Annotated in this window: 12 protein-coding genes and 1 pseudogene; 9 read left to right on the top strand and 4 right to left on the bottom strand. The window is 69.9% G+C overall.

Translation table 11 applies throughout. The features are described from left to right. Positions 1-22 precede the first annotated feature (22 nt). Entirely contained in the window at positions 23-1,270 is a 1,248-nt protein-coding gene (locus tag ACK8HH_RS16045) for a Glu/Leu/Phe/Val dehydrogenase dimerization domain-containing protein (protein WP_412475338.1), read from the bottom strand. 134 nt (positions 1,271-1,404) lie between these two features. On the opposite strand from ACK8HH_RS16045, the gene ACK8HH_RS16040 reads away from it, so the two are divergent. Continuing rightward, a complete protein-coding gene (locus tag ACK8HH_RS16040) occupies positions 1,405-2,337 on the top strand; it encodes a LysR substrate-binding domain-containing protein (RefSeq protein WP_006896103.1) in 933 nt (310 codons plus the stop codon). Here ACK8HH_RS16040 and ACK8HH_RS16035 read toward each other — a convergent pair. Further along, complete coding sequence (locus tag ACK8HH_RS16035; RefSeq protein ID WP_006896104.1) at positions 2,319-3,293, bottom strand: D-2-hydroxyacid dehydrogenase; 975 nt, start codon at positions 3,291-3,293, stop codon at positions 2,319-2,321. The two genes, ACK8HH_RS16040 and ACK8HH_RS16035, sit on opposite strands and share 19 nt — an antisense overlap. Before the next feature lie 77 nt (positions 3,294-3,370). On the opposite strand from ACK8HH_RS16035, the gene ACK8HH_RS16030 reads away from it, so the two are divergent. Genes ACK8HH_RS16030 through ACK8HH_RS16020 form a run of 3 tightly spaced genes read left to right on the top strand, consistent with a single transcriptional unit; the run spans position 3,371 to position 9,080 of the window. After that, a complete protein-coding gene (locus ACK8HH_RS16030) occupies positions 3,371-4,657 on the top strand; it encodes an aspartate aminotransferase family protein (protein ID WP_006896105.1) in 1,287 nt (428 codons plus the stop codon). 4 nt (positions 4,658-4,661) lie between these two features. After that, positions 4,662-7,583 carry an FAD-binding and (Fe-S)-binding domain-containing protein gene (locus ACK8HH_RS16025; RefSeq protein ID WP_412475337.1) on the top strand — a complete coding sequence of 974 codons (2,922 nt, stop codon included), beginning with the start codon at positions 4,662-4,664 and terminating at the stop codon, positions 7,581-7,583. A 24-nt stretch (positions 7,584-7,607) separates the two neighbouring features. After that, positions 7,608-9,080 (top strand): NAD-dependent succinate-semialdehyde dehydrogenase, encoded by a 1,473-nt coding sequence (locus ACK8HH_RS16020; protein ID WP_412475336.1) that lies wholly within the window; start codon positions 7,608-7,610, stop codon positions 9,078-9,080. A gap of 5 nt (positions 9,081-9,085) precedes the next feature. On the opposite strand, the gene ACK8HH_RS16015 is transcribed toward ACK8HH_RS16020, so the two are convergent. Together ACK8HH_RS16015 and ACK8HH_RS16010 are read right to left on the bottom strand one after the other, a co-directional pair. After that, on the bottom strand, positions 9,086-9,790 hold the full coding sequence (locus tag ACK8HH_RS16015) for a GntR family transcriptional regulator (protein WP_039867311.1): 705 nt from the start codon (positions 9,788-9,790) through the stop codon (positions 9,086-9,088). Positions 9,791-9,819: 29 nt separating this feature from the next. Continuing rightward, on the bottom strand, positions 9,820-11,292 hold the full coding sequence (locus ACK8HH_RS16010) for an amidase (protein WP_062366524.1): 1,473 nt from the start codon (positions 11,290-11,292) through the stop codon (positions 9,820-9,822). A 106-nt stretch (positions 11,293-11,398) separates the two neighbouring features. Here ACK8HH_RS16010 and ACK8HH_RS16005 point away from each other — a divergent pair, with 106 nt between their 5' ends. The 5 genes and pseudogenes from ACK8HH_RS16005 to ACK8HH_RS15985 all read left to right on the top strand — a co-directional run bounded on the left by ACK8HH_RS16005 (position 11,399) and on the right by ACK8HH_RS15985 (position 17,180). Beyond that, complete coding sequence (locus ACK8HH_RS16005; protein ID WP_006896110.1) at positions 11,399-12,784, top strand: TrkH family potassium uptake protein; 1,386 nt, start codon at positions 11,399-11,401, stop codon at positions 12,782-12,784. A gap of 31 nt (positions 12,785-12,815) precedes the next feature. After that, positions 12,816-13,457, top strand: a complete 642-nt coding sequence (locus tag ACK8HH_RS16000) for a potassium channel family protein (RefSeq protein ID WP_045538757.1) — start codon at positions 12,816-12,818, stop codon at positions 13,455-13,457. Positions 13,458-13,889: 432 nt separating this feature from the next. Next, positions 13,890-14,531, top strand: a complete 642-nt coding sequence (locus tag ACK8HH_RS15995; RefSeq protein WP_006896112.1) for a hypothetical protein — start codon at positions 13,890-13,892, stop codon at positions 14,529-14,531. Between the two features lie 733 nt (positions 14,532-15,264). After that, positions 15,265-16,503, top strand: a complete 1,239-nt coding sequence (locus tag ACK8HH_RS15990) for a sensor histidine kinase (protein WP_231650258.1) — start codon at positions 15,265-15,267, stop codon at positions 16,501-16,503. Then, positions 16,500-17,180: pseudogene (locus ACK8HH_RS15985) on the top strand (response regulator). Before ACK8HH_RS15990 ends, ACK8HH_RS15985 begins: the two are co-directional and overlap by 4 nt. Positions 17,181-17,287 lie beyond the last annotated feature (107 nt).

Below are 17,287 nucleotides of genomic sequence, written 5' to 3'. Positions count from 1 at the left end.
GACGCGCCTACGCGGAGTCGGGCTACGGAACCACCAGCGGCTCCGCGGAGCGCGAGCGCGCGGAGACGTCGGCGGCCCAGCGGATGGGGCCGGCGGACGGTGTCCACCCGGTCAGCAATGACGAGACCTTCGCATCCATCCGGGTGCGCAACCGGTCGAACGAGTCGCGGTAGTCCTCGCCCACCTGGCCGAGCAGCAGCCACCACGCCCAGGCGACGGCGCCGGCGTTGGCGATGAAGTCGGGGATCACGGCGATACCGCGGGCGGTGAGATCCAGTTCGGCGTCGGCGGTGGTCGGAGCGTTCGCGGCTTCCACCACGATCCGCGCTCGGACGTCGCCGCACCCTGCGCCGGTGATCGCGTACGACACGGCCGCGGGGACCAGGATGTCGCACGCGGTCGCCAGAACTGCCTCGCGAGGCAGGCGCATCACCCGCGACGGCACCGCGGTCCGATCGATCTCGCCGTACTCATCCCGTGCGTCGAGCAGCCCGGGGACGTCGAGCCCGTCCGGGTCGTAGAGCGTCCCGGCGGCATCGGCCAAGGCCACCACGCGCGCACCGGCTTCGTGCAGATAGAACGCGGCGCCGCCGCCCATCGTCCCGGCGCCCTGGACCGCGATCGTCGTCTCCGGCACCGCCCAGCCGCGAACCCCGGCCGCGGCCAGAGCGGCCTGCGCGGCGCCGTAGCCACCGACCACGTCGCCGAGGCGTCCTCCGGGCGCGTAGGCGTTGAGACCCGCGAAGACGCGGTCGGCGGTCGCGCGCGGGTCCGGCGACCGCTCGATCGCCGCGTGATACGACTGCCGCATCCCGAGACGGGCGAAGACGGTGTCGATCCGCTCCTGCGACACTCCGAGATCCTCGGCGGTGACCCAATGGTTGTCGAGGAAGGGACGCATCGCCTCGCAGTAGCGGGTCAGTACATCGACGGCCCGCGGATCCTTGGGATCGAAATCGATGCCGCCCTTCGCACCGCCGACGGGCAGGTCGAAGGCCGCCGTCTTGTTCGACATTCCGCGTGCCAGATCGGCCACCTCGTCGACGGTGCAACCCGCGCGCATGCGAGTTCCGCCGGTCGCCATCCCGTGCACCAGAGTGTCGATCACGAGGTAGCCCACGGCGCCGGTCTCGTCGTCGACCCATTCGATGCGCAGAAACGGCGGTCGACGCCCGCCGGAGCCGGGCGCGGGCAGGACGGTCTCGTGCAGAACGCCCTCGGTCGGGGGCAGACCGCCTGCGGCAGCCGGGTCGGTCGGGGTGAGCGTCATGGCCGGTCCTCCTCACGGTCGATCTCGCGGGTGCGTACATCCGCCGTCGTCCTCATCATCGGATTCCGGATGCGCCCGGGTCCATGTGGAATTTGTGAAGACGACCGTTCAGCTTTACCGATTAGGCTCGATGCATGGAGGTCTCGCTGCACCGCCTGAAACTGCTTCGGGAGCTTCGGTACCGCGGCACGGTCACCGCGGTGGCCGACGCCCTCCACTATTCGGCGTCCGCAGTGTCCCAACAGCTTTCGCTCCTGGAGCGGGAGGCGGAGACTCCGTTGTTCGAACGGCACGGACGCCGCATCTCACTCACCGAGGCCGGCATGGTGCTCGCCGATCACTCAGAGTCGATCCTCGACGCGGTCGAGAGCGCGGGCAACGCGATCGAATCACTGCGCGGTGCCTCGTCCGCCACGCTCCGCGCCGGCGTGTGGGCGTCGGTGGCGACGGGGCTCCTGCCGACCGGACTGGCGATTCTCGAACGGCGAGCGCCGGGAGTCTCGGTGCGGTCGGTGGAACTGGCGCCCGAGGCGGGTTCCGATGCGGTGCGCGACGGTTCGCTCGACCTCTCATTCGTCATCGACTACTCGAACTACGCGATGCCGCGGATCCGCACCCTGGAACGGCAGACGATCGCGGTGGAGCGGATGTACGTCGCGGCGCCCGCGGGTGCCGCCGGTCCCGACCCGATCGACCTCGCGGGACTGGCTGCCGACGCATGGATCCTGTCCGACTCGCGTTCGCACTTCGGCCGCGCGGTGCGCCTGGCATGCCGGGAGGCGGGATTCGAACCGGATGTGCGGCACGTCGTCGGCGAGCAGTCGACCGCGCTGGCGCTCGTCGCCGCCGGTCAAGGTGTGACACTGGTGTCCGACCTCGGCGGGATGACACCGCCGCCGGGCGCGGAGCTGACGCCGCTGGCCGGGAGATTCGAGCGCAACCTGTCGATCGCGTACCGCACCAGGGACTCGGACCGATCGTCGCTGCAGGCGTTCATCGACGCGATGGCCGAGGCCGCGCTGGAAGTGGGACTCCGGGCTCCGGGCGGTCAGCGGCCGGGAACGTAACCGCGTTGCTTGTCGACGGCGGGCCCGGGATCGCGCCCTGCGGCGTAGTCGGTCAGCATGCCGAGGAACTGGTCGGAGAGCGTGCCGCGCCAGCCGATCACGTCGCCCGACATGTGCGGGCTGATGTGCGCGCCGGGCAGCGTCCACAGCGGGTCATCGGCGGGAAGCGGCTCGGTGTCGAGAACGTCGAGATGCGCCGAGAGCCGTCCGGCCGCGATCTCGGCGGTGAGCGCGGACTGATCCACCAGGGCGCCTCGCCCGACGTTGACGACGTGCGCGCCGTCGGGCAGGGTCGCCAACTGCCCGGCGCCGAGCATCCCCCGAGTCGTCTCCGTCAGGGGCGCGACCATCACCAGGTGGTCCACGTCGGTGAGGTGGGCGGCGAGGTCGGCCGAGTCGACGACCACGCCGAAGTCGGGATCGTCCTCGCGGGGCCGTCGGCCGGCACCGCGCACCTGCAGCCCCACGCGCCGCAGCAGCCGGGCCGTGGCTCGCCCGATGCCCCCGGTTCCGACCACCAGCGCACGGCGGCCGGCGACGCGCCGGGTCTCCCGGTGCACCCACCGCTCCTCGCGCCTGAACTCCTCGGTCTCGTGGAGGAGCTTGTCGTGCGCCAGAATGCAGGCCAGCACGTATTCGGCGATCGGCTCGTCGAAGACGCCGCGCGCATTGGTGACCCGTACGGACGACGACCGGAGCCCGTCGAACAGGATCGCGTCCACGCCGGCCGCGGCCACGTGCACCCATCGCAGCGCGTCCGCCGCGTGCCAGGCGCGCGACAGGGCGTCGGAGAAGATGTCCCAGACCAGCAGGACGTCGGCGCCGGGTAGCGCGTCGGCGAGGGTGCCGTCCGTCGCGGTGCGGATCTCGGCGATCCGGGCCATCGCGTCGAGGTCGGCTGGCGGCTCGACTCCGTCGGCGGTGAGCAGGACGACGATGGGTCTGCGGTCGGACATGGTTCCACCGTAACGGTCGCCAGATTGTCGACAATCCTACCGTTGACAGTCGATGTGCGGGGGGACACACTGACCACATGAGCAGCGCGTCCCTGTCTCCGGTTCTGAAGCAGGCGACTCCGGTCGTCGTCGACCACGCGTCCGGATCGTGGATACACGGCACGGACGGCCGCCGCTATCTCGACTTCACCACGGGGATCGGTGTCACCAGCACCGGTCACTGTCATCCCGACGTGGTGGCCGCCGCGCAGGAGCAGTGCGCCAAGATCATCCACGCGCAGTACACGACGGTGATGCACCAACCGCTGTTGCGGCTCACCGAGAAGCTCGGCGAACATCTGCCGGACGGGATCGACTCGGTTTTCTACGCCAACTCCGGGTCGGAGGCGGTCGAGGCCGCGGTCCGGCTGGCGCGGATGGCGACGCGGCGCCAGTACATCGTCACGGTGCAGCGCGGATTCCACGGCCGCACCGTGGCCGCCGCCTCGCTCACCTCGGCGGGCACCAAGTTCTCGGCCGGGTTCGGACCGCTGATGGCCGGTGTCGCGACCACCCCGTTCCCCGACGCCCTGCGGCTGGGACTGTCGGAGGACGAGGCCGTCGACTACGCGCTCAAGGAGTTCGACTACCTCCTCGGCACTCGGATTCATCCCGACGAACTGGCCGCGGTTCTGATCGAACCCGTCCTCGGCGACGGCGGATACCTCGCGGTCCCGCCCGCATACCTCGCCGGCCTGCGCGAGCGGACCCGACGGCACGGCGCGCTGCTGGTGCTCGACGAGGTGCAGGCGGGCGTCGGTCGCACCGGACGATTCTGGGGGCATCAGCACACCGACGGGCTGGTGCCCGATGTCATCATCACCGCCAAGGGCATCGCCTCGGGGTTTCCGATCTCGGCGATCGCGGCGCCCGAGGCGATCATGGCGAAGGCCTGGCCGGGGTCGCAGGGCGGGACCTACGGCGGCAACGCGGTCGCGGCGGCCGCCGGCGTGGCCACGCTCGAGGTGATCGAACGGGAAGGGCTGGTGGAGAATGCGCGCGTACGCGGCGCGCAATTGCTCGACGGCCTGCGCGCAGGGCTCGACGGCGTCGATGAGATCTGCGACATCCGCGGAACCGGACTGATGCTGGCCGTCGAATTCGGCGATCCGACGGCCAATGCGGGGAGCCCGGACTCGGCCGAGGCGGTGCGGCTGGCGGGCGCCGTGCAGCGGGCGTGCATCGACGAGGATCTGCTGACCCTCACCTGCGGACCCATCGGGGCCATCGTCCGGATCATCCCGCCGCTGACCGTCACCGCAGACGAGGTCGCCACCGGCACGGAGAGATTCATTCGCGCCGTGGAGCGTGTAGTGGGAGGCTGATCTCATGACAGTCCCCGCCGCGCTGATCGATGCACTCCGCGCGGAAGGACTGGCCCCGGAGTCCTCTCCGCGGCGTCTCGCCGAGTACTCCTACGACGCCTCCAACTACCGCGTGGTGCCCGCGGCGGTGCTCTTCCCCCGGTCGGAGGGAGAGGTGTCCGCGGCGCTCACCGTCTGTCACCGTCTCGGAGTGCCGGTGACCGCCCGCGGAGGCGGCACCTCGATGTCGGGCAACTCGATCGGTGACGGACTGGTCATCGATCTCTCGCGCCACATGAACCGGGTGCTCCGCGTGGACGAGGAAGCGGGTACGGCCACGGCACAGGCCGGGGTGGTGCTCACCGCGCTGCGGGCAGCGGTGCACGCGTCCACCGGCGATCGCCTGACCTTCGCCCCGGACCCGTCGAGCCAGACCCGTGCCTGCCTCGGCGGGGCTGTCGGCAACGACGCCTGCGGCAACCACTCGGTGCGCTACGGCCGCACCGCCGATCACGTCGTCGAACTCGCCCTGGTCACCGCCGACGGACTGCGGGTCACCGCCACCCGCAACGGAATCAGGGCCACCGATCCCGCCGACACCCAGGCCGCGGCGCGCGCCGAACACCTCGAGTCGGAGTTGCGCGCGCTGGCCGCCGACCACCTCGCCGCCATCAGGACCGAGCTGGGACGCATTCCGCGGCAGGTGTCCGGCTATCACCTCAGGCATCTGCTTCCCGAGGAGGGCTTCGACGTCGCCCGTGCGCTGGTCGGCAGCGAGGGAACGTGCGGCGTCATCACCTCGGCCACGGTCGCGCTGGTACCGCGGCCCGCGACCACCTCGCTGATCGTGGCCGGATACGCCGACATCGTCGACGCGGCGCGCGACGTGCCGTTGCTGCTGCTCCACGGACCCACCGCCGTCGAAGGGGTCGACGAGGTGATCGTGGAGACGATGCGCCGCCGGCGCGGCGCCGACGCGGTGGCCGATCTGCCCTCCGGGCACGCATGGCTGTTCATCGAGACCGACCGCGGTGCCGACGCGGCCGATGAACTGGTGCACGAGCTGCGGACCGCCGGACACCCGGTCGACGTCCGCCAGGTGCACGATCCCGCGGAGCGCGCCGACCTGTGGCGCGTACGCGAGGACGGCGCCGGACTCAGCTCGCGGCTCACCGATCCCGCGACGGGCGAGACCATCTCCACCTGGCCCGGCTGGGAGGACGCCGCCGTGCGGCCGGACCTGCTGGCCGACTACCTCGCCGACTTCCGCGACCTGCTCGGCCGGCACGGTCTCACCGGCGTAATGTACGGCCACTTCGGCGCCGGCTGCATGCACATCCGAATCGACTTCGATCTGCGGACCTCGCAGGGGCGCACCGTGTTCCGCGAGTTCTGCACCGATGCCGCGCACCTCGTGGTGCGCTACGAGGGCTCGCTCTCCGGGGAGCACGGCGACGGACGCGCGCGGTCGGAGCTGCTGCCGATCATGTACTCCGACGAGATGCTGACGGCCTTCGACCGCTTTGCGTCGATCTGGGACCCTCGGGGCCTGCTCGCGCCGGGCGGACTCCGGGCCACCCGGCCGATCGACGCCGACCTCGCGCTGGCCGACGTCGACCCGCATCCCGCCCAGTCGTGCATCGGCATCGGACGGTGCCGGACTCACTCGGGCGGAGTGATGTGTCCGTCCTACCGGGCCACCGGCGACGAGAAGGACTCCACGCGCGGCCGCGCGAGGGTGCTGCAGGAACTGGTCCGGGGCGGTGCCGCCGCGAACTGGGACTCACCGATGGTCGCCGAATCGTTGGAGTTGTGTCTGGCGTGCAAGGCGTGCTCGTCCGACTGCCCGACGGGTGTGGACATGGCGGCGATGAAGTCCGAGGCGCTGCACCGCAGATATGCCCGACGGCTGCGGCCGCGGGCGCACTACACGCTCGGTCTGCTGCCCACGTGGCTGCGGTTCACCCCGTACGCCGCCGGACCGCTGAACCGGCTGCTGGCCTCGCGGGCCGGCCGCGCCGGTGCGCGGCTGGGCGGTCTGGCGCAGGGCCGGGTGCTGCCGCAGTTCGCGTCCGCAGCGCGGCTGCGCGCCGAACTCGGACGCGCTCCGGACAGTGTCGGCGCGCCCGGACCGGCCGAGGTGGTGCTGTTCCTCGACTCGTTCACCCGGGGGCTGCGTCCGGAGGTGGCCGGTGCGGCTGTCCGGGTGCTCGGCGGCGTCCACGCCGCGGTCGCCTGCAGCGAGCACCACTGCTGCGGGCTCACTCAGATCACCACCGGTCGGCTCGACGCCGCCCGCAGGACGTTGCGGCGCACGGCCCGGCATCTCGACGCCCTCGACCCGGAGGCGCCGATCGTCGTCGTGGAGCCGAGCTGCGCCGCGGCACTGCGCGAGGATCTGCCGCGACTGCTCTCGGAGGAGTCGGTGGGTGCGGCCGATGCGGAGCGGGCACGCCGCGTGGCGGCGCGCGTACGATCGGTGGCGGTGCACCTGGGGCGCCTCGCAGAGCAAGGGCGTGCGCCACAGTGGCCGGACGGACCACCTGAGGCGGTGGTGCTTCAGACTCACTGCCACGAATACGCGACCTTCGGAAACCGGGTCCAGCGTGCGACGCTCACCGCACTCGGCGTCGGCAGCATCGTCGAGGCGACCGGGTGTTGCGGTGTGGCAGGCGATTTCGGTTTCACCGCCGGTCATGAGGAGGTGTCGGACGCGGTGGCCGAGCAATCGCTGGCGCCCGCACTGCGACGTCATCCCGACACTCCGGTGCTCACCGACGGCTTCTCGTGCGCCACCGCGATCCGTCGCCTCGCCGTCACCGATCCGGCCGCCGGCGGAGCCACGGGCGCCGACCGGCGAGGACGGCATCTGCTGGAACTGCTCGACCCGGACCCACTCGAATCGCACTCCGCCGACCCCGCGGCCGGCGGGGGAGGACCCCGATAGCTCAATCACCACAGGAGGTATGTCATGACCCGTTCCGTCGCCGACATCATCGCCGGTCTAGGCTCCGGCATCCACATCGACGGACGCTGGCGCCAGGCGTCTTCCGGCAGCACGTTCGACGTCGAGAACCCGGCCACCGGGGAGGTGCTGGCGACGCTCGCCGACGGTGGCGAGAGCGATGCGGTCGCGGCGATCGACTCGGCGGCGGCACACCAGCGCGAGTGGGCGGCGACCCCCGCGCGCGAGCGGTCGGAGATCCTGCGGAGAGCGTACGAACTCCTCACCGAACGGGCTGACGAGGTCGCGGCGGTGATGACCGCGGAGATGGGCAAACCGCTGGCCGAGTCCCGCGGCGAGGTGGCGTACGGCGCCGAATTCTTCCGCTGGTTCGCCGAGGAGGCCGTGCGGATCCGCGGCGATGCGCGGCGCAGTCCCGACGGCAAGTCGCGGATCATCGTCACCCAGGAACCGGTGGGACCGTGCATCCTGATCACGCCGTGGAACTTTCCGCTCGCGATGGTCGCGCGAAAGATCGGGCCGGCCATCGCCGCCGGTTGCACGATGGTCTACAAGCCGGCCAGCCTCACTCCGCTGACCTCCCTGTACGTCACCGATCTGCTGCGCGAGGCGGGGCTGCCCGACGGAGTCCTCTCGGTGGTCTGCACCTCGTCGGCCGGCTCGGTCGTCGAGCCGTGGATCGATTCGGGCAAGGCGCGCAAGCTGTCGTTCACCGGCTCCACCGACGTCGGCAAGTCGCTGCTCGAACAATGCGCCCGCGGAGTGCTGCGGACGTCGATGGAACTGGGCGGCAATGCCCCGTTCATCGTCTGCGAGGACGCCGATCTCGATGTCGCGATCGAGGCAGTCCTCGCGGCCAAGATGCGGAACATGGGCGAGGCGTGCACGGCCGCCAACCGGATCCTGGTGCACCGTTCGGTGATCGGAGACTTCGCCGGGCGGCTGACTACCCGGATGTCGGAGCTGACCGTCGGAGACGGGGCGGTCGACGGCACCGATGTGGGTCCGTTGGTGAACCGCGCCGCCGTCGACAAGGTCGACGATCTGGTGCGCGACGCCGTCTCCCGCGGTGCGGAGGTACTGTGCGGCGGCGAGCGGCCCGAGGGGCGCGGATGGTTCTACCCGCCGACGGTCCTGACCGGCGTCGCGTCCGACGCCGAGATGGTGCGCACGGAGATCTTCGGGCCGGTGGCCGCGTTGGTGCCGTTCGACTCCGACGACGAGGCCGTCGAACTCGCGAACAACACGGAGTTCGGTCTCGTCTCCTATGTGATGACCGAGTCCGCGGATCGCGGCTTCTCCATCGCCGAGCGACTGGAGACCGGGATGGTGGGATTCAACACCGGGCTGGTCTCGAATCCCGCGGCACCGTTCGGCGGCGTGAAGCAATCGGGTCTCGGCCGGGAGGGCGGATTCTCCGGCATCGACGAGTTCTTGGAGACCAAGTACGTGGCGATGCCGGTGCGGAACGCGACCTAGGCCCGCTACGGCAGGTGGCCGGCGGCCGGTTCGGCTGTGCCGCCGGTCAACCGGGCCAGCCCGTCGCTCATGTGCGCTTCCAGGACGGCGACCGCACGAGTCCGGTCGCCGGCGCGAACGGCGTCGGCGATCTCGCGGTGCTCCGACACCCGGTCCGAGCCAGGAGCGTATGTCGGCGCCATGGCCCGAAGACACATGCTCGTCTCGACGATCACCGTCTCGTGCACCCGCGAGAGCCGGTCGCTCTCGGCGGACTCCACGATGGTGCGGTGGAACTCCAGGTCGGCGGCCATCATCGCAGGGGAGTCGCGTCTCGTCGCAGCCGCCGACATCCGCGCGACCACGGCGTCGAGACGGTCGGCGCATGACGGCCCCGTTCCGGCCGCGAGGATCCGCTCCACCGCGGCGCGTTCGATCGTCGTACGCAGCAGGTACATGTCGGCGACGGCGTCGGCGGTCAGTTCGGGAACGAACAGGCCCCGATTGCGGCGCGAGATCAGGAGTCCCTCCTGGGTGAGCCGCTGCATCGCCTCGCGCAACGGTCCCCGGCTGACTCCGAGCTGCTTCGCCAGGGTGGCTTCGCCGAGTTGGGATCCGGGCGGGAACTCTCCGGCGGAGATCGCCCGGCGCAGGGCGCGGGCGATGATCGCGGGGGTCGATTCCTGGACGACGGGTTCCAACGAACTCGCCGGACGGTCGCTCGCTGTCATCACGCTTCCCGTCATCCCGCTTCCCGTCTTCACGCTTCTTCGGAGCATGCGTGGATCCGCGGTCGCGGTACGCGGTCGGCGACTGCCGCCTGCAACGCGGCTCCCGCCCGCATCACCAGCAGATCGGCGAAGCGCGGTCCGATGAGCTGAGCGCCGACCGGAAGGCCGCTGTCGGTGACGCCGCACGGCACCGACAGTGCGGGTTGCTGAGTCATATTGAAAAGGTAGGTGTACGGCGTCCACGAGGTCCAGTCGTCGTCGGGCCATCCCGGAGGGACGTCGCTCCCGACCGGGAATGCCGGCACGGGGGTGGTGGGAGTCAGCAGCAGGTCGTAGTCCGTGTGCAGTGCGCCGAGTTGGACGCCGAGCGCCATCCGCACGGCGACGGCGTCGAGGTAGTGCTGCGCGGTGAACTCCGAATGCCGGTGCAGGGCCGCGCGAAGGGAGGGGTCGATCCGGTCGGACACATCGTCGCCGAACGGCTTCAGAACGGCCGCGGCTCCGGCGAACCAGAGGACGTGGAAGGCATCGGCCGGGTCGGCGAGTTCCAGCGTCACTTCCTCGACCCGCGCGCCGAGGCTCTCGAGCGTCCGTGCCGCGGCGCTCACCTCTCGCTCGACGTCTCGATGGTTGGTGCCGAAGCCGAGGTCGCGGCTGTACGCGATCCGCAGGCCGGAAAGCGGGCGGTCGGCGCGGGTGCCCTCGAGCACGGCCGCGAGAAATCCCCCGGGCTCGGGGGCCGTCGCCTGTGCCGGCACCGCGGACCAGTCGCGGTAGTCCGGCCGGACCAGCACATCCATATACGCGGCGGCGTCCGTGACAGTTCGGGTCATCGGACCGGCGTGCGCGAGGGTCCCGAACGGGCTGGACGGGTACATCGGCACCACGCCGTAGGTGGGTTTCAGCGCGACCGTTCCAGTGAAGGAGGCGGGGATCCGGACCGACCCGCCGCCGTCGGTGCCGACCGACAGCGGGCCGAGTCCGGCGGCGACGGCGGCCGCCGACCCGCCGCTGGATCCACCGGGAGTCAGTGCCGGGTCGTAGGGGTTCCGCGTTATCCCGGTCAGCGGAGAATCGGTCACCGCTTTCCACGCGAACTCGGGTGTGGTGGTCTTGCCGAGGACCACGCAGCCGGCATCGCGCGTCGCGGCCACGGCGGGGGCGTCGTCGGTCGGAGGGGCGGCCGCCTGCCCGTCCGCCAGCAGTCGCGAGCCGCGGAGTGTCGGGTGGTCCGCGGTGAGGAAGATGTCCTTGATCGTCACGGGTACGCCGTCGAGCGGGCCGAGCGGATCGCCGTGCCGGTAGCGTTGCTCGGCGGCGCGCGCCGCGGCACGGGCTCCCTCGGGATCCACCAGGCAGAAGGCGTTCAGCGCGGGGTCGAGGCGGGTGATCGCAGCAAGAGCTTCTTCGGTCGCCTCCACCGGCGAGAGGGTGCCGGCGCGATAGGCCTCGGTCAGCTCCAATGCGGTGAGTGCGCAGGTGCTCGCGTGCGGTGTGCTCATGACATCGACCGTCTCTCTCGATCGCGGTCTGTTGATTGTCGACAATCCTACGCAGGCGAGTCGGTTCGTCAAGGGTCTCCGGCCTGTGCGGGGTAGTCTTCTGAAAATGCTGCCCGCCGCGGGCCGGCGACGCCCGGCGCTACGACCTGCACGTCTGATCCTGATCGGCTTCGTTCTCGTCATCGTCGCCGGAACCGTGCTGCTGACGCTTCCGACGTCGTCGGCCGACGGACGGGGCACGGGCCTGGTGGCGGCGTTGTTCACCGCGACGTCGGCGACCTGTGTCACCGGGCTCTCGGTCGTCGACACCGCCGAGCACTGGTCGGGCTTCGGCCAGGTGGTCATCCTGGTGTTGATTCAGGTGGGCGGACTCGGGGTGATGTCGCTGGCGACGATCTTCGGTCTGCTCATCGCACGGAGGGTGCGGCTGCAGACACAGATGGCGGCGCAGCGGGAATCGAAGTCCACGGTGTTCGGCGACGGCCGGCGGGTGATTCTCGGGGTGATCGGCACCACGGTGGTGATCGAGGCCGTGGTCGCGGCGATTCTCGCGGTCCGGTTCGCGACCGGCTACGGCGAGTCGACGGGGCGTGCCGCCTACCTCGGCGTCTTCCATGCGGTCTCGGCGTTCAACAACGCCGGGTTCGCCCTCTTCAGCGACAACCTCGTCGGCTTCGTCGGCGATCCGTGGATCATCGTGCCCGTTTCGGCGGCGCTGATTCTCGGCGGACTCGGTTTCCCCGTGCTCTTCGAGCTGGCGCGCGAGATGCGCCGCGCCGGACTGAGGCTGCGGGGTGTGGGCCGCGCCGCCCGGCTGCGGCTGTCGTTGCACACCCGGATGACACTGGTCACCTACGCGGCGCTGGCCGTGGTCGGCGTGGTGGCGCTGACCGCCACGGAGTGGACCAATCCGGCCACGCTGGGCCATCTGGGACTCTCCGACAAGCTGCTCGCCGGCATGTTCTCCGGAGTCTCGCCGCGCACGGCCGGATTCAACAGCGTCGACGTCGGCTCGATGAAGTCGAGCTCGCTGCTGGTGACCGACGTCCTGATGTTCATCGGCGGCGGCAGTGCGGGTACCGCGGGCGGCATCAAGGTCACCACCTTCGCGATCCTCGGCTACGTGATCTTGAGCGAGATCCGGGGTGAGCCGAGCGTACATGCGATGAGGCGGCGGATCGGGCCGGACGTCCAGCGGCAGGCGATCACCGTCGCGCTCCTCGGCGTCGGCGCGGTCGTCGCCGCCACGCTCGCGCTGATGTACCTCACCGACTACACCCTCGATACGGTGCTGATCGAGACGGTGTCGGCGTTCGCCACCGTCGGACTGTCGACGGGGATCACGCCGGATCTTCCCGGCGCGGCGCAATTGTTTCTGGTCGGGTTGATGCTGCTCGGCCGCCTCGGTCCGATTACGCTGGGATCGGCTCTCGCGCTGCGGGAGAAGGCCCGCAGATTCGAACGACCCGAGGAGCGCCCGATCGTTGGCTAGGTTCAGAAGGACTCGCGACGACGAGCGGCGCGTGGCCGTCATCGGTCTCGGCCGGTTCGGGGCGTCGCTGGCGATCGAGCTCGTGAATCAGGGCGTCGAGGTGCTCGCGATGGACAGCGATCCGGCCCTCGTGCAGCGATACTCCGACGACCTGCCGAACGCCGCGGTGATCGATTCGACGGATCCACAGGCGCTGCGCCAGTTGGGCGTCGAGACGTTCGATCACGTGATCGTCTGCATCGGGGCCGACCTCGAGGCCAGTGTCCTGACCGCGTCGGTGCTCGCCGATCTGGAGGTTCCCGACATCTGGGCGAAGGCCTTGTCGCGTCAGCACGGGAGCATCCTCACTCGCGTCGGCGCCCATCACGTCGTGCTGCCGGAGCACGAGATGGGCGAGCGAGTGGCGCATCTCGTCATCGATCGGCGGCTGCTCGACTACGCGGAGTTCGACCACGAGTTCGCGATGGGGAAGTCGTCGGTACCGCACGACCTCGTCGGTCTCGATCTCAAGTCGAGCCGAGTGCGGAGCACCTACGGCGTCACCATCGTCGCGATCAAGAAGGGTGACGGCGCGTTCGAGTTCGCCGGCGTCGACACCGTGGTTCATGAGGACGATGTGTTGATCGTCGCGGGTCCGAGGCGGGCCGTGGAGCGGTTCGCGGACAACAAGTGAGCCCAGAGCTCGAAATTCGCCGATTTCTCCCATAACTCCTGGTCGGGCCGGGTATTCACGGCGAACGCCGACAACTGTCCAGATAACGGTTTTGTAACGAAAACCCGTCATTCTGTGATGGATCTGACACGAGGGCGCAACGTGATTAACGCGTTCGGTTGACAACTGATCGGACGACCTCCCCGATAGAGAAAAGAGTAGAAAATGGCAGACGGCCCGCTTCGCCTCGAAATCGACTTCTTGACCCCGATCATGGACGCTCTCGGTTCCAGCGGCGGCAGCAGCGGTGGAGACACCCCGGCGACGCCGTAGTTCGAGACGACGTAGCTCGATTCGACGAGAGGTCGCTTCGCTCATTGCGAAGCGGCCTCTCGGCTTTCTTCCGGCACCCGGTGCGGTCGAGCACCGGATCGCAGCGATGGGACCGCATGAATGACCGAGATCGTCACCCTTGATGACACCGACCTGACCGAGGCCGTGCGGCTCGCCGCCCACGGGATCCGGGAGATTCCGCTCTACCAGTGGTTGCTGGGCGAGCACGTCGGCGATTCGGACAAGCGGGAGTGGCTCGCTCGCCTGCTCCTTCGTCCGTTGCTGAGAGTCGGGTGTGTCACGGGCGCCCGCAGCGACGGGCGGCTGGTCGGAGTACTCGTCTGGCAGCCGCACGACGTCGATCTGTCGCCAGACGGTGAGCCGCCGCTCACTCCCGCGGACGTCGAGGTGGCGGCACGTACACCGGGTCTGCGCGAGAGGTTGGCCGAGCTCTGGACACAGCCGCCGCTGTGGTCGCCGGTCGAGGACGCGGTCAACTGCACCCTCACCACGGTCGAACCCGGGGGACGCGGCGGTCGCACGCTCATCGACATGATGCGGGTCGTCGAGCGATACTGCGCCGAGCGCGACAGGCCTTTTTACGCCTGGACCGGCTCGCCGGAATTGCGGGACTGGTTCGTGGCGGGTTGGGCGGCCGAGCCCTTCGCGACCACCGATTGGCACGGTAGGACGATGTACGGAGTCCTGTCCGGTCGTCCCCCGGTTCCCGCGGCGGTGCCCCGTGAACGCGACGCGGTGTGACCGGTACGGACCGCACCGTCGTCTGCCGGCAGCAGGATCACGTCCAGCAGCAACGCGGCGGACGCCATCAGGAGTGCTGCGTCCAGGTAGTGGCACGCCATCGCGCCGATGTAACCGGGTCCGCCCCAGGCGTTGACCGTGAAGTTCGGGTCGAGCCCGCCGATGACCTGGACGCCGGCGCGGTATACGCAGAACACGAGCAGTGCGGTGGGCGGGAGGGCGGCCGCGAGGCGCCAACGGCTCTGCCCCGCGGCTGAGGCTCTGAGCGTGCGTCGGACACGAAGAGCCGCCCGTCGTCCGAGAGGCAGCAGGACCGCCGGTCTGCGGCGACCCGTGCGACGGCGATGGATGCCGACGGCCATCGCGAGAGCGGCCGCGAGCCCGGCCAGTACCGCGTGTTGCCACCACGCCGATGTACCGGCCTGATGCTGCTCGTGGACGGGCGAGCGCCCGGCGTAGAGGAGTGCACCGTGAATCAGTCCCGCCACGAAAGCGGAACCGAACAGGGCTGCCGACAGCGACGAGATGTGGGAACGACTGCTGCAGGGACGTGAAGTGGAAATGGTCATGACTCAACGGTGCCGCCGGCGGTCTCGGCTGTCGTCGGCTTACGAGCCGGTTTCTCGGCGGTACTCCGAGACGATCCGCTAGCCGGGGTGGTACCGGGGGAGGACGTCAGGCGAGGACTCCGGAATGACGCGGCCGGAGTCTCATCCTTTCTAGATTGAGAGACATGGCAGATCCCGTGCATCCGTCGACAGTGCCGTCGGCGCGACCGCCGTGGCACGTTCGAATCGAGAACCGGTTGGGCGCCGGCGGATTCGCGATGCTGGTGGATCTGACGATCGCAATCACGTGCTTCGCGCTGTTCACCGGGCCACTGCTGCTCGGGGTGGTCGACCGTCACGGGTCTCCGGCCGCGCAAGCCGCGTTCGGGGCGCTGGCCGCGGCTCCGCTGATACTTCGACGGCGACGCCCCGTCGCGGTTCTGTGCGTGATCACCGCGGTGTCGGTGGCCGCGATGCTGTTACGCGTGCAGTTCACGCCGTTCGTATCCGATGCCGGGCTTGTGTTCCCGATCGCCGTCTACACGGTTGCGGACCGCTGCGCGCGTCGGCTGTCGGCGGTGGTCACTGCGGGCGCGGTGTTGGTCGTCTCGCTCGGCGGAGCGGTCGCCTTCTCGCTGCACCCCGAGATCGAGCAGGACGCGGTTCACCTGCTTCTCGCCGTCCCGGCCTGGATCATCGGCGACGCGACGCGGAGCCGACGGAAGTTCCAGGCTCGGGTGCGGGAACAGGAACGGCTGTCGGCGCTGGAGCGGCAGCGTCGATTGCGAGCCGAGGACCATCTCCGCCTCTCGCGCGAGGTCCACGATGTCGTCTCGCACGGGCTGAGCATGATCGTCGTCCGTGCCGGGATCGGCCGAGTGGTCTTCGACGAGCAGCCCGAGGAGGCACGTCGCGCACTCGCGACCATCGAGACTGCGGGCCGCTCGGCACTGTCCGATCTCCGCGGACTGTTGCGCGAGATCCGCGAAACTGCGCCGGACGACGCGGCTGCGGCCCCCGGGTTGGCCGACCTCACCGCGCTCGCGGCGCAGATCAGCGACGATGGGGTGGTATCGGTGAGTGTCGTCGAGGACGGACCGCCGAGGTCGTATCCGCCCGCGGTGGAACTCTCCGGATATCGAATCGTTCAGGAGGCCGTCACGAACGCCGTCAAGCATGCTCCGGGCGCCGCGGTGACCGTCCGGCTCACCCACCGTCCGGACCACCTGTTGCTGACCGTGTCCGACGACGGCGGACACGGGGTGCCGTCCGATCCGGTCGGTGCCGGGCTCGGCCTCGCCGGAATCGGTGAGCGCGTCGAACTCCTCGGCGGGGACGTCGTCGCCGGTCCAGATCCGGACGGTGGATTCACTGTCCGGGCACGACTGCCCGTGCGGGTGACGGACGCGGCGGGCGCGCCGTGAACGATCCCGCGGACACGACCACCGTGCTGGTGGTGGACGACGAACAGCTCGTGCGCGCCGGATTCCGGCTGCTGATCGACTCGGCGTCCGACCTGACCGCTGTCGGTGAAGCCGGGGACGGAGGCGAGGCGGTCCGCGCCGCCCGCCGGCTTGCGCCCGACGTGGTGGTGATGGACATCCGGATGCCCGGCATCGACGGAATCGAGGCCACCCGTCTGATCGTCGCGGACGACGCCGCGGCCCGAGTGCTGATCGTCACCACGTTCGACGACGACGAATACGTCTTCGCCGCGCTCCGCGGCGGGGCCAGTGGGTTCCTGCTCAAAGACACGCCGCCGGAGCAGATGCTGGAAGCGATTCGCACCGTCGCCCGCGGTGATGCGTTGCTCTCGCCGTCGATCACCAGGCGACTCATCACCGAGCTCGGGCGTTCGCCGGAGCGGCCGGCGGTGCGCAGCGGTGAACTCGACCGTCTCACCGACCGCGAGCGGGACGTGTTCGAACTGGTCGCCGCAGGACTGTCCAATGGTGAGATCGCCGACCGCCTGCACCTGGGGATCACCACTGTCAAGACTCATATCTGACGACTGCTCACGAAGCTCGATGCCCGCGACCGCGTGCACTTGGTCATCTGCGCGTATGAGAACGGCGTCGTCGCGGCGCAGCGCGAACGGTAGAGGTCGGCGTTGCCGCATTCGACTGCATAGTTTAGCCTTGCCTAAATTGTGTCGCGCGGTGGTGCGCGATCGGACAGCCGGGCAGACGGTTGTCCAGGGGCGATCAG

This window comes from Gordonia sp. LUNF6 (genome assembly GCF_047041125.1).
GTDB lineage: Bacteria > Actinomycetota > Actinomycetes > Mycobacteriales > Mycobacteriaceae > Gordonia > Gordonia sihwensis.
Note: the sequence above shows the minus strand (reverse complement) of the source record. Positions and strands in the feature narration are given on the sequence as shown.